The following is a 15,028-nucleotide window of genomic DNA, read 5'->3' as shown; positions in this document are numbered from 1 at the left end:
CTGCGAAAGCTTAGGCACGCTCAAAGCATCTGGGCAAGATAGCGCATCATGTTGCCGCCCATGACCTTGGCGATCTGCTCGTCGCCAAGGCCGGCATCCATCAGCGCCTGGGTCAGAGCCGCCAGATGCGCCGCGTCGAAGGGCGCATCGACCGAGCCGTCGTAATCCGAGCCCAGCGAGACGTGATCCTCGCCCACCAGCGCGATGGCTGCCTGGATGCTGCGGGCGATGTCGGCCGGGGTCTTGCCGCAGACCACGTCGGCCCAATAGCCGATGCCGATCAGCCCGCCCTTGTCGGCGATGGCCTTCAGCAGCGCATCGTCCAGGTTGCGCGGGCTGGGGCATTGGCCGTGGATGCCGGTATGGGACAGGATCGGCCGGGTGCCCGGAATGGCCAGCACGTCGCGCACCATCTGCGGGCTGGCATGGGCCAGGTCGATGATCATGCGACGGGCCATCATCTCCTCGACCACCTGCCGGCCGAAGGGGCTGAGCCCGGCGCCGCTGCCGCCCTCGCCATGCAGGCTGCCGCCCAACTCGTTGTCGAAGAAATGCGTCAGGCCCAGCAGGCGGAAACCGGCGCCGTAAAGCACCTGGAGATTGCCGATCTGCCCCTCCAGCGGATGCGCCCCCTCCGCGCCGAGGATGGCGCCGACCGTGCTTGCGCCGTTCTGCCGCGCCTCCAGCAAGGTTTGCAGGTCCTCGGCCGAACGGATCAGCATCACCTGGTCGGGTGCGCGTTCGGCGGCGCGGCGCAGTGCGGCGGCCTGCACCAGCGCGCGCTCCTTGAGGCTGAACCAGCTTGGCAGCGGGCGCAGCTGGCCGATGAAAAGCGGGGTGATATTGTCCGGCGCCTCGGCGGAGTTCTGGCCGTAATTCTGGCCGCGCGGGCTTTTGGTGACGGTGGTGAAGACCTGCACCGCGACATTCCCCTGCGCCAGCCGCGGGATGTCGGTATGGCCGCGGTCGGCATGCTTGAGCAGGTCGCGGTCCCAAAGCAGCGCGTCGGAATGCCAGTCGCCGATCACCAGCCGCTGATGCAGCGCCTCGGCCTGGGGCGAAACGGGCCATCCCTCGGCCGGCATGGTGACCGGGTTCAGCCGCCGCTCGACGAAGCCCGGCCCCCAGATCGCCACCACGGCCGCGGCCAGCACCGCCAGCGCCAGAAGCCAAAGGATGATGCGCCGGATCATGCGGATCATGCCGTCCCCTTTCCCGTTTTCCGGCAGCATAGGGCAGGGATGCGCCCCGGGCGACGGAAAACTGCCCCGACGGGGCGGAGGAGAAGGGGGAATGCGCCTGTCCCTTGGGGAATACGGGCACGCAAGAACAATGGGATAGGCCAGGCGGACCCGGGGGCAAGACGCCCCCGGGGCAAGCGGCGGTTCACCCCTCCATGGCCTCAAGCTCGTCGATGAAGCCTTCGATCATCGACAGGCCCTTGTCCCAGAACGCCGGGTCCGAGGCGTCGAGGCCGAAGGGCGCCAGCAGTTCCTTGTGGTGCCGCGAGCCGCCCGCCGCCAGCATGTCGAAATACTTCGCCTGGAAATCGGGCAGCCCGTCCTCGTAGGCGGCGTAAAGCGCGTTCACCAGCCCGTTGCCGAAGGCATAGGCATAGACGTAGAAGGGCGAATGCACGAAATGCGGCACATAGGTCCAGAAGGTCTCGTAGCCCGGCATGAACTCGAAAGCATCGCCCAGCGATTCCGCCTGCACCGACATCCACAGCGCATTGATGTCCTCGGGCGTCAACTCGCCCTTGGCGCGTGCGGCGTGCAGCTTGCATTCGAAATCGTAGAAGGCGATCTGGCGCACGACCGTGTTGATCATGTCCTCGACCTTGCCGGCCAGCAGCGCCTTGCGCTGGGTCTTGTCGGTGGTCTTGGCCAGCAGCGCGCGGAAGGTCAGCATCTCGCCGAAGACCGAGGCGGTCTCGGCCAGCGTCAGCGGCGTCGCGGCCAGCAACTCGCCCTGTGCCGCCGCCAGGCTCTGGTGGACGCCGTGGCCCAGCTCATGCGCCAGCGTCATCACGTCGCGCGGCTTGCCGAGATAGTTCAGCAGCACATAGGGGTGGACGGTGGTCACGGTCGGATGGGCAAAGGCACCCGGCGCCTTGCCGGGTTTCACCGCCGCATCGATCCAGCCGCGCTCGAAGAAGGGCTGCGCCAGTTCGGCCAGCTTCGGCGAAAAGCCGGCATAGGCATCCAGCACCGTCGCCTGCGCCTCGGGCCAGGCGATCAGCCGCGGGCTCTCGGTCGGTAGCGGCGCGTTGCGATCCCAGACCTGCAGCTTGTCGAGCCCCAGCCATTTCGCCTTCAGCCGGTAATAGCGATGCGACAGGCGCGGATAGGCGGCGGTGACGGCGTTGCGCAGTGCCTCGACCACCTCGGGCTCGACATGGTTCGACAGGTGCCGCGCGGTCTGCGGAGTCGGCATCTTGCGCCACTTGTCCTCGATGGACTTTTCCTTGGCCAGCGTGTTGTGGATGCGGGCGAAAAGCTTGACGTTCTTGCCAAAGACCTCGACCAGCGCACGGGCGCCGGCCTCGCGCCGGGCGCGGTCGTGGTCCGTCAGCAGGTTCAGCGTGGCTTCCAGCCCCAGTTCCCCGCCTGCCACGTCGAAGGTCAGGCCCGCCGTGGTTTCGTCGAAAAGCCGGTTCCAGGCAGCGGCACCGACCACCGAATTGTCGTGCAGGAAGCGCTCCAGCTCGTTCGAAAGCTGATAGGGGCGCATGGCGCGCATGCGGTCGAAGACCGGCTTGTAGCGGGCCGGGCCGTTCGGTGCGGCAAAGACTTCCTCATAGCGGGCATCGGGGATGCGGTTGAACTCCAGGCTGAAGAACACGAGCTTGGTTGTCGCGGTGGTGATGCGGTCCTGAAGGTCGCCCATCTGCTTGGCGCGGGCCGAATCGGTGGTGTTCTGGTAATAGCGCAGCCCGGCATAGGACATGATCCGCCCGGCCAGGATGTCGATCTGCTGATAGCGTTCGATGCAGTCCAGCATCTTGCCGGCGTCCAGCGAGGCCAGCTTGCCCTCGTAGTGGCGGGCGAATTCGCAGCATGCCTGTTCCACCGCTTCGAGGTCGCGGGTCAGCTCGGGCGAATCGGGGGCGGGGTAAAGGTCGCTCAGGTCCCATTCCGGCAGCGCGCCCAGATCGGGGGCCTCGGCTGCGACGGGCAGGGCGTTCTCGTCACGCGGCAGCATGCGGTGGAGGATGCGGTCCAGGGGGCTGCGGGCAGAAATCGTCATGATCGGTCCTTTCGTATGGTCAACATGTGACCTCTGAACCGCCGGGCTGCAAGGCATCCGATGGGCCGGTTTCCGGTTGCGGGCCGGTTCAGCCCGCCGCGGCGGACTCGAAATGGGCGAGGGCGGCTTCAAGAAAGCGGCTGCGGACGGGGTCGCGCTCCATCATCGGCTCATGCCGGCAATCGGGCAAGTCCAGCATGGTGGCGCCGGGCCAGGCGGCGACGCGGGTGCGGATGGCATGGGGCGAGACGATCCGCTCGCGATCGCCAAGCGCGATCAGCGCCGGCAGTGCCGGCGAGGGCAGGGCGGCGAGGCGGCGGCACTCCAGCAGCGCCGCGCGCAGCCAGCCGTAGCTGGCGCCGCCGACCGCGATATCGGGCCAGGTGGCGGCCTCGGCCACCAGCCGCCCCCAGCGCCGGCCGTCCCCGGTCAGCAGGTTGTCGTGGAAAGGGTCCAGCAGCACGAAGCTTTCCTCGCCCCCCGAGCCGGGGGCGGGATGGCCGCTCCGGCCCAGCCGGATGCCAAGCCGGGCGACGGCCATGGCGACGGCTTCCGGCACGCGGCGCAGGTCGATGCCCCACATCGGCGCCGAGAAGACCACGCTTTCCACCGGCAGCCCGGCATCCAGCGCCGCAAGGCCGATGGCGCCGCCCATGGAATGCGCCAGAAGATGCCAGGGCCGGGGCAGGTCCAGTTCCTGCGCGGCGACGACCAGTTCGACCACGTCGCGCTGGTAATCGGCGAAATCGCCGACATGGCCGGGGCGGGTATTGTCCTGCAATCGGTCGGACATGCCCTGGCCGCGCCAGTCCGGTGCCAGCACGTCCAGCCCGGCGGCATTCAATTCTGCCGCGATGTCGTTGTATTTCTCCAGATATTCCGTGCGGCCCGGAAACAGCAGCACCGTCCCCGAGGCGCCGCCCGCCGCCCAATGCGCCGCCCGGAGCCGCACCCCGTCCTCGGCCCGCAGCCAGAAGGCGCGGGCCAAGGGGAGCGGATCGCCGGGCAGCGTGTTGAAGGGTGCGGGCTTCATCGCTTACGAGAGCAGCGCCCCCAGCTTCATCGCCATGCCCATCGAGCCGTCGACCCGCAGCTTGCCGGTCATGAAGGCGGTGGTCGGGTTAACGTCGCCCGACAGCAGGCCCTCGAAGGTCTCGCGGCTGGCGGTCAGCGTCACCTCGGCTTCGTCGTCGGCGGCGCGGGCGCCATCGGCGTCGATATAGACCGACCCCTCGCCCTCGATGACGAATTTGGCGGTGCCGTCGAAGCCCTTGGCCTTCTCGTCCAGTGCGGCCACGGCTGCCTCGACCACTTTGCTCATTCTCGATCTCCTGTTCTCGTGTCTGGAATTAGACGATTGGGAAAGTTACATGGTGAGTATGCTTTTGCCAGTCCCACATTTCCATCATGCCGTCACGGCAGCGCTTTTCCTGGGGCTGGCAGGTGCCGGTGCCTGCCATGCCGGGCCTGCGGCGGCCCAGGCAGAGATGATTCCGGCCCCCGCGATCCCGGTTCAGGACGAGGCGCCGCAGGAAGGCCCGCCCGAGGACGGCGGCGATGCGGCGCCGGAAAGCCCGCTTTCCGAACCTGCCGCGCCGTCCGAGCCGACCGCCGAGGCAAGGCTGCGCGAGCGCGAGGATCTGGACCTGCTGTTCGCGGAACTGGCCCAGCCGGGCGGCGAGACCTGGGCGCGGGCCGAAACCGACATCCTGCGCATCTGGTCGCGTTCCGGCTCGGCGGCGATGGACCTGCTCTACAAGCGCGGCGAGGCGGCGCTGGACGCGGGCGACACCGTTACCGCCCTCGGCCACCTGACCGCGCTGACCGATCACGCGCCGGATTTCGCGTCGGGCTGGTATCTGCGCTCGGTCGCCTTTTACCTGGACGGGGACCTGGGCCCGGCCATCGCCGATCTGGGCGAGGTGCTGCGGCTGGAGCCGCGCCATTTCGGCGCCCTGACCCAGCTTGGCACGATGCTGGAGGAGCTGGGCGACGACAGGAACGCGCTGGAGGCGTTTCGCCAGAGCCTGAAGATCCACCCCCATCAGCAAGAGGCGCAGGACGCCGTCCGGCGCCTGGAACAGAAATTGCAGGGCACGGACGCCTGAGATGCAGGACAGATCGCGGGTCACGGCCGTTCTCGGCCCGACCAATACCGGCAAGACGCATTACGCCATCGACCGGATGCTGGCGCATCGCACGGGGGTCATCGGCCTGCCGTTGCGCCTGCTTGCGCGCGAGGTCTACGACCGCATCGTCAAGGCGCGCGGCCCGTCGGTCGTGGCGCTGGTCACCGGCGAAGAGCGGATCGTGCCCGAGCGGGTGCAATACTGGGTCGCCACCACCGAGGCCATGCCCGAGGTCGGCGCCGACTTCGTCGCCATAGACGAGATCCAGCTTTGCGCCGACCCCGAGCGCGGCCATGTCTTCACCGACCGGTTGCTGAACATGCGGGGCCTGCACGAAACCCTGCTGCTGGGCAGCGACACCATGCGTCCCGCCATCGCCGCGCTGGTGCCTCAAGTGCAGTTCATGCGGCGCGAAAGGTTTTCCACGCTGTCATGGGCGGGCTCGAAAAAGATCAGCCGCATGCCGCCGCGCTCGGCCATCGTCTGCTTTTCGGTCGAGGAGGTCTATGCCACGGCCGAGCTGATCCGCCGCCAGAAGGGCGGCTGCGCGGTGGTGATGGGCGCGCTGAGCCCGCGCACCCGCAACGCGCAGGTCGCCATGTATCAGCAGGGCGAGGTGGATTACCTGGTTGCCACCGATGCGATCGGGATGGGGCTGAACCTCGACATCCGCCATGTCGCCTTTTCCGCCACCGAGAAGTTTGACGGCCGCCGCTATCGCCCGCTGTTCCCCCATGAGCTGGGCCAGATCGCCGGGCGGGCCGGGCGGCATACCGAGCCGGGCACGTTCGGCGTCACCGGCGATGCCGGCCCGCTGGAGGAGGGGCTGATCGAGGCCATCGAGAACCACCGCTTCCAGCCCATCAGCCGGCTGATGTGGCGCAACGGCGCGCTGGAATTCGGCACGGTCGAGCGGCTGCTGCAAAGCCTGGAGATCCAGCCGCAATCGGAATGGCTGGCGCGCGGGCGCGAGGCGGACGACATGCGCGCGCTCAAGGCGCTGTCCGCCATGCCCGAGATCCGCGACAGCATGTCGCACCCCCGCGACGTGCGGCTTTTGTGGGATGTCTGCCGGATCCCGGATTTCCGCGGCATCTCTCCGGTCGAGCATGCGACGCTTCTGGCGCGGATATTCGGCTTTCTGCGCGAGGGCGGCGTGCCCCGGGACTGGCTGGCGGGGCAGATCGCCCGGATTGATAAAACGCAAGGCGACATCGACACATTGTCGAAACGATTGGCATATATACGGACCTGGACCTATGTTGCCCAACGATCCGGCTGGGTTTCGGACGAAAGCCATTGGCGTGCGGAGACGCGCGCGGTAGAAGATCGGTTGTCGGACGCGTTGCACGCGGCTCTGACGCAAAGATTCGTGGACCGGCGCACTTCCGTGCTGCTGCGCCGGCTCAAACAGAAGGAGAGCCTTTTGGCCGAGGTGAATGACAAGGGCGAAGTGACGGTCGAGGGCGAGTTCGCCGGTCGTCTGGAGGGCTTCCGCTTCCACGCCGATCCGAGCGCAACCGGGGACGAGGCGCGCATGCTGCAGCGCGCCGCCTATGAGGCGCTGCGCCCCGAATTCCATCTGCGCGCCGACCGCTTCTACAACGCGCCGGATACCGAGCTGGACTTCACCGAACAGGGCGGCCTGATGTGGGGCAGCTCGGCGGTGGGCAAGCTGGTCAAGGGCGGCGAGGCGCTGAAGCCCGGCGTCGAGCCCTTCGTCGACGAAGAGGCCGGGCCCGAGATCGCCGAGAAGGTGCGCCGCCGCCTCCAGCATTTCGTCGACCGCAAGATCGCCACCCTGTTCGAGCCGCTTCTGGCGCTGAAGAACGACGAGACGCTGGCCGGGCTGGCCCGCGGTTTCGCCTTTCGCCTGCTCGAATCCTTCGGCGTGCTGCCGCGCGAGGGCGTGGCCACCGAGGTCAAGGAACTGGATCAGGATGCGCGCGGCCTCTTGCGCAAGCATGGCGTGCGCTTCGGCCAGTTCACCATTTTCCAGCCGGCGCTCTTGAAGCCGGCGCCGACCCGGCTGCGGCTGGTGCTCTGGGGTCTGGACCAGGGCCTGTCCGAGTTTCCCGAAAGCCCGCCTCCGGGGCTGGTGACGATCCCCAACCTGCCGGACGTGCCCAAGGGCTATTATACGCTTTCGGGCTATCACCCGGCGGGCGAGCGGGCGATCCGCATCGACATGCTGGAGCGGCTGGCCGACATGCTGCGCAGCCAGGACAGCCGTGGCGGCTTCGAGGCGACGCCCGACATGCTGTCGATCACCGGCATGACGCTGGAGCAGTTCGCGGGCCTGATGCAAGGTCTGGGCTACCGCGCCGAAAAGGGCGAGCGTGCCAAGGTCCGCGCAGAGGCGGCGCCCGTCGCCGAGCCCGCGCCGGAAGAGGCCGATCACGAGCATCCGCTGACCGAGGAGGAAAGCGTGCTTGCCGCTGAAACCCGGGCCAAGTGGGAGGCCGAGCAGGCCGCCCGCAAGGCCGCGGAGGCGGAAGCCGAGGCTGCGGCCGGAACCGGCGACGAGGCTGCCGAGCCGACCGCGGCCGAGATGGAGCTGTTCTATACCTTCACCTGGGCGCCGCGCCCGCGGGGCGGCCATCGCCGGCCCGAGCGGGGCGAGCGTCACGGCCAGGGCCAGCCGCGCCCCCAGGGCGAGCGCGGCCCGCGCCGCGAGCGCGAGGCGGGATCGGAAAAGGCCGGGCAGGAGAACCGGCGCGAGGGCAAGCCCTTCGAGGGCAAGCGTCGCGACGAGCAGCGTGGCGAGCGTGGCCCGAAAGGCAAGCCCAAGGGCAAGCCGCGCCATGACGGTCCCAAGAGTTTCGAGGCCCGCCCGCCGCGCGCCGAGAAGCAGGCCGATCCCGACAGCCCCTTCGCCATCCTGGCCGCGCTCAAGAACAAGTCGTGAGCCAGGAGGCGGCCGGGGCGATCCGGCTGGACCGCTGGCTGCATCACGCGCGGCTGTTCAAGACCCGCACCCTGGCCGCCGACGCGATCGGCGCCGGGGGCATCCGGGTGAACGGGCAGCCTTGCAGCAAGCCGGCGCAGGCGGTCAGGGGCGGCGATACCGTCACCGTATCGGCCCATGGCCGGGTGCGGGTGCTGCGGGTCCGGCTATTGGGCGAGCGGCGCGGTCCGGCCAGCGAGGCCGCGACGCTTTACGAGGAACTCTAGGCGCGGGGGCAAGGAACCGGGTTCCGCCCCGCGCCCCTGCGACAGAACGCCATCCCGTGTCGGCCATGCCGCGGCCCTATCCTCGTCTTTTCGCCGGTGGTGGCCTTGATTGATGGCGGTCGCGGGCGTAACTAGCCGATCAGGAAACAGGAATATCGCGCCATGACCTACGTCGTCACTGAAAACTGCATCATGTGCAAATACACCGACTGTGTCGAGGTGTGTCCCGTGGACTGTTTCTATGAAGGCGAGAACACGCTGGTCATCCATCCCGACGAATGCATCGATTGCGGCGTCTGCGAACCGGAATGCCCGGCCGACGCGATTCGTCCCGATACCGAGCCCGACATGGACAAGTGGGTCGAGTTCAACCGCAAATATGCCGAATCCTGGCCGGTGATCACCCGCAAGAAGGATCCGATGCCCGGCTATCAGGAGATGGACGGCGCGCCCGGCAAGCTGGAGAAATACTTCTCGGAAGCTCCGGGCGAGGGGGATTGAGACCGGCGGTCCCGTTCGGGTCCGAAAGCTTGTTCACAAAGCTAACGACTGTGCTGATCGCGCATCATATGGTGCTTTTGTCTGGGATCATTCTGGCGGGAAAAGCCGGGAATCGTTAAATCGCGGTTGTGGCGGGGAGCGGTTGATTCGTCCCGTGCCACGCATCGGCTCTGTCGGTGAATCGGTAGCGTAGTGCTGATTTTAAACGATTTTCCATCATCAGGCAGGGCCGGTGCCGCTTTGCAGCGAGGCTTTGAACCGGGGCGATTTTTGTGCTATGGTGCAGCTATCTCGCGCCGGTCGGGCCGCTTTCGTGGCCTGAGCGGCGCTGCTGCCTGTCATGATCGCCTGCCCGGTCAGTAGTGCAAGAACAACAATGTGGCCCGTAAGGGGGGATCGTCCCGCCTTGGGGGCTTTTGTGTCGCGCGGCGGCGCAACTGCGAAGGATGCCCAATGTCGAAAGCCAAGAAGACCGAATTCCGTCCCGATGACTTCGTCGTCTATCCGACCCATGGCGTGGGTCGCATCGTTTCCATCGAAGAGCAAGAGGTCGCGGGGCTGCGCCTCGAAATGTTCGTCATTTCGTTCGAAAAGGACAAGATGACCCTGCGCGTGCCGACCGCGCGGGCGACCGAGATCGGCATGCGCGGTCTTTCGACCCCCGACCTGGTCGAGCGGGCGCTGGACACGCTGAAGGGCAAGGCCCGGGTCAAGCGTGCGATGTGGTCGCGCCGCGCCCAGGAATATGAGCAAAAGATCAACTCGGGCGACCTGATGTCGATTGCCGAGGTGGTGCGCGACCTGCACCGCAACGACGACCAGCGCGAGCAGTCCTATTCCGAGCGCCAGCTTTACGAGGCTGCGCTGGACCGCCTGACCCGCGAAGTGGCTGCCGTTTCCGGCATGGACGAGGCGGGCGCTCAGAAGAGGGTCGAAACCGTGCTGACCGCACGCGCCGCATAAGGGGCCGGCAGTCGCGATGATCGGGCGCCTTCGGGCGCCCTTTTCATGTCATGCCACGGCACGATGAGCCTGCCGCGCGATGCACATGCAGAGGGCTCAAGAACTGCCGGGGAACCGCTTGGGGACGGCTTGCCGTCATCAGGCGCGCATGACGCCGAAAACCAGCGAAATCGAAACGAAGGCGAGCCAGATCGAGGCAAGCCGCTGGATGCCCTGCCGCCGCCCCTGGCCGCCCTTGCCCACCTGCGTCAACACGCCCGCACCGCCCCAGACCAGCGCGGCACCCGTCACCATCAGGCAGAACAGCCCCAGCCGGGCTGCGAAGGCCGGATCCTGCGGCGCGGGCAGCAGGACGAGGCCGAAGATCAGCGCCTTGGGATTCAGCACGGTGGTCACATAGATCCGGCGGGCACTGACCCCCCGGCCTTCCCCTTCGCCGTTTCGCGACCGCCACAGGGAAGTGGCGAGGATCATGATCCAGACGGCTGCCGCCAGTTTCAGGGCGGTGGCGAAGGTCGGCGAGCGTTCAAGAAGCTGCGCGCCCAGCAGGGCCAGCGGCAGGACGGTCGTCAGATAACCCGCCAGTTCCGCAGGCAGCAGGCGCATGACCCGGGCCAGACCCCGCTCCGCCCCGGCGATCCCCATCAGCGTATTCGTCGGCCCCGGAGCCAGAAGCAGGGCCAGAACCGCCGAGACGAATGCGATGATGGTCATCGGGTGCAGATCTCCTCAATGCTGCAAGTGCGCTAGCACGGCTCCGTGCTGCATGAATTGATCTGGGTCACGCGTGCAAGGCAAGGATCGGGATTGCGGGCGCTCCTGCCAGGGTGCCGGGGCGGCCGCGGCGACCGCCCCGCCGCATCTCAGCCCAGGGCCGCCAGGATGCGCGCCCAGCTTCGCGCCCCCTTGGCGAAGCTGTCGAGGTCGTATTTCTCGTTCGGCGAGTGGATGCGGTCGTCGTCGCGGGCAAAGCCGATCAGCATGGAATCCATGCCCAGGATCTCCTTGAAATCCCCGGCGATGGGGATCGAGCCGCCGGCGCCGATATAGGCGGCCTCGCGTCCCCATTCCTGGCTCAGCGCCGCCTTGGCCGCCGTGAAGGCCGGGTCCGAGATGTCCATGCGGCTGGCCGGGCTTGCGCCGTGGCCGTGGAATTCGACCGTGCAGTCCGCGGGCACATGGGCGCGGATATGGGCGCGGAAGGCTTCGCGGATGCGCTCGGGGTCCTGGGCGCCGGTCAGGCGGAAGCTGACCTTGGCACGAGCCTCGGCCGGCAGCACGGTCTTGAAGCCATCGCCGGTATAGCCGCCGGTGATGCCGTTGATCTCGAAGGTGGGGCGGTTCCAGACCATCTCCAGCCCGGTGCGGCCCTGTTCGCCGATGGGATGCTTCAGCCCGACCCGCGACAGGAACTCGCCCGGATCGAAGCCGAGCGCATCCCAGTCGGCGCGGAGTTCCCCGGACAGTTCCTCGACCCCGTCGTAGAAGCCGGGCAGGGTGACGCGGCCGGTGGCGTCCTTGATGGTCGAGAGCGCATTGACGAGGATCTGGATCGGGTTCGCCGCCAGCCCGCCGAAACTGCCCGAATGCAGGTCGCGATCGGCGGCGCGCAGCACGATCTCGTCCCCGTAAAGCCCGCGGAGCTGGGTGGTGATGGCCGGCCGGCCGTCGGCATAAAGCCCGGTGTCGCAGATCATCGCCACGCCGGCGCGCAACTCCTCGGCATTTTCGCGCAGGAAGGGGCGCAGGCTGGGCGAGCCGGATTCCTCCTCGCCCTCGAACAGCAGCACCAGGTCCGAGGGCAGGCTGCCATGCACCGCCTTCCAGGCGCGGAACGCCTCGACGAAGGTCATCAGCTGGCCCTTGTCGTCCGAGGCGCCGCGGCCGCGGATCACCTTGCCCTGGGGCGTATCCTCGATCTGCGGCTCGAAGGGCGGGCGCTCCCACAGGTCCAGCGGATCGACCGGCTGCACGTCGTAATGGCCGTAGAACAGCAGCGGGCGGCGCGTTCCCTTCGGTGAATGGGCGACGACCATGGGGTGGCCGGGCGTGTCGCGCAGTCCGGCCTCGAAGCCCAGCGAGGTCAGTTCGGCACACAGCCATTCCGCCGCCCGCCGCACCTCGCCCTTGTAGGCCGGGTCCGTCGAGATCGAGGGAATGCGAAGAAATTCCACGAGCCGGTCGAGCGCCCGGGGCAATTCTTCGTCCAGCGTTGAAAGCACTTCGCCAATTCTGGAATGATCCGTCATCCTTCGCCTTTCCTGATTGATTTCCTCAGAGAAAACCCCTGCCATCTTGGTTTGAGTGCGACATTTTTACGCTGTATTTTCTCTGGCTTGATGCGTATCAAGGTGTGACCCGCGGGATCGCAGCATGATCCCCCAAGCGAGCAAGTTCAAGCAAGGCAAGGGATCCGTAATGGACTATTCAGCTACCCTCGATCAGGCCATCGGCAAGCTGCACGAAGAGGGGCGCTACCGGACCTTCATCGACATCGAGCGGCGCAAGGGGGCCTATCCGCAGGCGGTCTGGACGCGGCCGGACGGGACCGAAACCCAGATCACCGTGTGGTGCGGCAACGACTACCTGGGCATGGGCCAGCATCCCGTCGTGCTGGCGGCGATGCACGAGGCACTGGACGCCACCGGCGCGGGTTCGGGCGGGACGCGCAACATTTCGGGCACCACGGTCTATCACAAGCGGCTGGAAGCCGAGCTGTCCGACCTGCACGGGAAAGAGGCCGCGCTGGTCTTTTCCAGCGCCTATATCGCCAACGACGCGACGCTCTCGACCCTGCGCAAGCTGTTTCCCGGCCTCATCATCTATTCGGACGAGTTGAACCACGCCTCGATGATCGAGGGGATCAAGCGGTTCGACGGCGCCAAGCGCATCTTCCGCCACAACGACGTGGCGCATCTGCGCGAGCTGCTGGCGGCCGACGATCCCGAGGCGCCGAAGCTGATCGCCTTTGAATCCATCTATTCGATGGACGGCGATTTCGGCCCGATCAAGGCGATCTGCGACCTTGCGGACGAATTCAACGCGCTGACCTATCTGGACGAGGTGCATGCCGTCGGCATGTATGGTCCGCGCGGCGGCGGCGTGGCCGAGCGCGACGGGCTGAGCCATCGCATCGACATCTTCAACGGCACGCTGGGCAAGGCGTTCGGCGTCTTCGGCGGCTATATCGCCGCTTCGGCCAGGATGGTGGATGCGATCCGCTCCTATGCGCCCGGGTTCATCTTCACCACCTCGCTGCCCCCGGCGGTGGCGGCGGGCGCGGCGGCCTCGATCGCCTTCCTGAAGACGGCCGAGGGGCAGTTGCTGCGCGACCAACAGCAGCTGAACGCCCGCATCCTGAAGATGCGGCTGCGCGGCCTCGGCATGCCGATCATGGACCATGGCAGCCATATCGTGCCGGTGCATGTCGGCAACCCGGTGCATTGCAAGGCGCTGTCGGACATGCTGCTGGCCGATTTCGGCATCTATGTGCAGCCGATCAACTTCCCGACCGTGCCGCGCGGGACCGAACGTCTGCGTTTCACGCCCTCTCCGGTGCATGATCCCAAGCAGATCGACCATCTGGTGAAGGCCATGGACAGCCTGTGGTCGCAGTGCAAACTGAACCGTTCAACTTCGGCTGCCTGAAGCGGTTTCGGGGTGAAGACCTCTCGCGCCCGTGATAACCTTGCTTTAATCAAGTTGTGAGAGTCTTCCGATTCGGGGAGGGCGAACAGCAAAGAATGGGGCAGGCGCAATGATCGGGCTAAGGGGGAATCCCCCGTCCAATGGCCATGAGGAGCCGGCGGCATTGCCGCCCGGTTTCGACGATCCTGATATTCGTCTTGGCGACCTGATGCGGGGCGAACGGGCCACGCTGGGCAAGTCGCTGCTGGATGTCCAGCGCGAATTGCGCATTCGTGCCTCCTATGTCGCCGCCATCGAGAATTGCGACATCTCCGCCTTCGACACGCCCAGCTTCATCGCGGGCTATGTCCGCTCCTATGCGCGCTATCTGGGCATGGATGCCGACTGGACCTTCCGTCGTTTCTGCCAGGAATCGGGCTTCCAGCCGACGCATGGCATGGCGCCTTCCGCCGCGGGGCCGAAGCCGCAGCGCCGGCCCTCGGACCCGGCCGAGGCGCTGGCCAATCCGCATCCGATCTTCCTGCCCCGGCAGGAAAGCGTCTGGAACTCGATCGAGCCGCGGGCCATCGGCTCGCTGCTGGTCATGGTCGTGCTGGCCTGCGGGCTGGGTTATGGCGGCTGGACCGTTCTGCAAGAGGTGCAGAAGGTCAACCTGACCCCCGGCGACCAGGCGCCCGGCGTGATCGCCGCGCTCGATCCGGTGCAGGAGGCCGCCGAGCCCGAAACCGTGGAATCGGCCCAGGTCAACCTGCCGCGCCCCGAGGGGCTGGACCGCACCTATCGCCCGCAGGCGCTGGAGGTGCCGGTGCTGATGGCCCGCGACGGACCCATCGCCGCCATCGACCCGGGTCTGAATGCGCCGGCCATGCAACCCGAAGGCGCCGAACCGGTGGCCCGCATCGCCGCAGTCCAGGACCGGGTCCATGGCCCGCAAATGCCGGCCGAGCAGGCCGCCGTACGCACCGTGGCCCCCGATGCGCCCGAGGTCGAGATCCTGGCCGCCCGCCCGGCCTGGGTGCGCGTCACCTCGGCCGATGGCACGGTGCTGTTGGAAAAGACCATGGACGCCGGCGAGCGTTTCGCCCTGCCCAAGCTTGAAGCGCCGCCGGTGCTGCGTGCGGGCAATTCGGGCGCGATCTATTTCGCGGTGAACGGCCGCACCTACGGTCCGGCCGCGCCCGGTGCCAAGGTGGTCAAGAATGTCGAGCTTTCGCCCAATGCGCTGACCGCGAAATTCGCCTTTGCCGACCTGGCCAAGGACCCGCAACTGGCCGAGATGGTGTCCTTCGCGTCGGCAGGCCAGGCGGAACAGGTGCCCGTGCAGGATTGATCCGACCGCAGGTCACGGATGCGGCATCGCATCG

At 67.2% G+C, this 15,028-nt stretch carries 13 protein-coding genes; 7 read left to right on the top strand and 6 right to left on the bottom strand.

All coding sequences use genetic code 11. The features are described from left to right. Positions 1-20: 20 nt before the first annotated feature. From QPR87_RS02890 to QPR87_RS02875, 4 genes are all read right to left on the bottom strand, one after another. Positions 21-1,202 (bottom strand): dipeptidase, encoded by a 1,182-nt coding sequence (locus QPR87_RS02890; RefSeq protein ID WP_285048234.1) that lies wholly within the window; start codon positions 1,200-1,202, stop codon positions 21-23. A 184-nt stretch (positions 1,203-1,386) separates the two neighbouring features. Then, on the bottom strand, positions 1,387-3,204 hold the full coding sequence (locus QPR87_RS02885) for a M3 family oligoendopeptidase (RefSeq protein ID WP_285048431.1): 1,818 nt from the start codon (positions 3,202-3,204) through the stop codon (positions 1,387-1,389). A gap of 133 nt (positions 3,205-3,337) precedes the next feature. Continuing rightward, positions 3,338-4,282, bottom strand: a complete 945-nt coding sequence (locus tag QPR87_RS02880; protein WP_011748125.1) for an alpha/beta hydrolase — start codon at positions 4,280-4,282, stop codon at positions 3,338-3,340. Between the two features lie 3 nt (positions 4,283-4,285). Beyond that, positions 4,286-4,570 carry an SCP2 sterol-binding domain-containing protein gene (locus QPR87_RS02875; protein WP_011748124.1) on the bottom strand — a complete coding sequence of 95 codons (285 nt, stop codon included), beginning with the start codon at positions 4,568-4,570 and terminating at the stop codon, positions 4,286-4,288. 166 nt (positions 4,571-4,736) lie between these two features. Between QPR87_RS02875 and QPR87_RS02870 the strand changes: the two genes are divergently transcribed. The 5 genes from QPR87_RS02870 to QPR87_RS02850 all read left to right on the top strand — a co-directional run bounded on the left by QPR87_RS02870 (position 4,737) and on the right by QPR87_RS02850 (position 10,016). Continuing rightward, positions 4,737-5,357 carry a tetratricopeptide repeat protein gene (locus tag QPR87_RS02870; RefSeq protein ID WP_285048232.1) on the top strand — a complete coding sequence of 207 codons (621 nt, stop codon included), beginning with the start codon at positions 4,737-4,739 and terminating at the stop codon, positions 5,355-5,357. A 1-nt stretch (position 5,358) separates the two neighbouring features. Beyond that, complete coding sequence (locus tag QPR87_RS02865; RefSeq protein ID WP_285048231.1) at positions 5,359-8,286, top strand: helicase-related protein; 2,928 nt, start codon at positions 5,359-5,361, stop codon at positions 8,284-8,286. After that, positions 8,283-8,552 (top strand): RNA-binding S4 domain-containing protein, encoded by a 270-nt coding sequence (locus tag QPR87_RS02860; protein WP_011748121.1) that lies wholly within the window; start codon positions 8,283-8,285, stop codon positions 8,550-8,552. The genes QPR87_RS02865 and QPR87_RS02860 overlap by 4 nt, the downstream gene beginning before the upstream one ends. Before the next feature lie 162 nt (positions 8,553-8,714). Next, positions 8,715-9,053, top strand: a complete 339-nt coding sequence (gene fdxA / locus QPR87_RS02855) for a ferredoxin FdxA (RefSeq protein WP_011748120.1) — start codon at positions 8,715-8,717, stop codon at positions 9,051-9,053. Between the two features lie 453 nt (positions 9,054-9,506). After that, a complete protein-coding gene (locus QPR87_RS02850; protein WP_011748119.1) occupies positions 9,507-10,016 on the top strand; it encodes a CarD family transcriptional regulator in 510 nt (169 codons plus the stop codon). Positions 10,017-10,154: 138 nt separating this feature from the next. Here QPR87_RS02850 and QPR87_RS02845 read toward each other — a convergent pair whose 3' ends face one another. Beyond that, complete coding sequence (locus QPR87_RS02845) at positions 10,155-10,730, bottom strand: LysE family translocator (protein WP_285048228.1); 576 nt, start codon at positions 10,728-10,730, stop codon at positions 10,155-10,157. Positions 10,731-10,879: 149 nt separating this feature from the next. Further along, positions 10,880-12,265, bottom strand: a complete 1,386-nt coding sequence (locus QPR87_RS02840) for a dipeptidase (protein WP_285048227.1) — start codon at positions 12,263-12,265, stop codon at positions 10,880-10,882. A 169-nt stretch (positions 12,266-12,434) separates the two neighbouring features. Between QPR87_RS02840 and hemA the strand changes: the two genes are divergently transcribed. Further along, the gene (gene hemA / locus QPR87_RS02835; protein WP_285048225.1) at positions 12,435-13,664 is read left to right on the top strand and encodes a 5-aminolevulinate synthase; all 1,230 of its coding nucleotides are present in this window, start codon (positions 12,435-12,437) and stop codon (positions 13,662-13,664) included. A gap of 109 nt (positions 13,665-13,773) precedes the next feature. Continuing rightward, positions 13,774-14,994, top strand: coding sequence for a helix-turn-helix domain-containing protein (locus tag QPR87_RS02830; protein WP_011748115.1), 1,221 nt, complete (start codon positions 13,774-13,776; stop codon positions 14,992-14,994). Positions 14,995-15,028 lie beyond the last annotated feature (34 nt).

Origin of the sequence: Paracoccus sp. SSJ, from assembly GCF_030234105.1 — a bacterium.
GTDB classification, from domain to species: domain Bacteria; phylum Pseudomonadota; class Alphaproteobacteria; order Rhodobacterales; family Rhodobacteraceae; genus Paracoccus; species Paracoccus denitrificans.
This window is presented reverse-complemented; position numbering and strand designations above follow the sequence as displayed.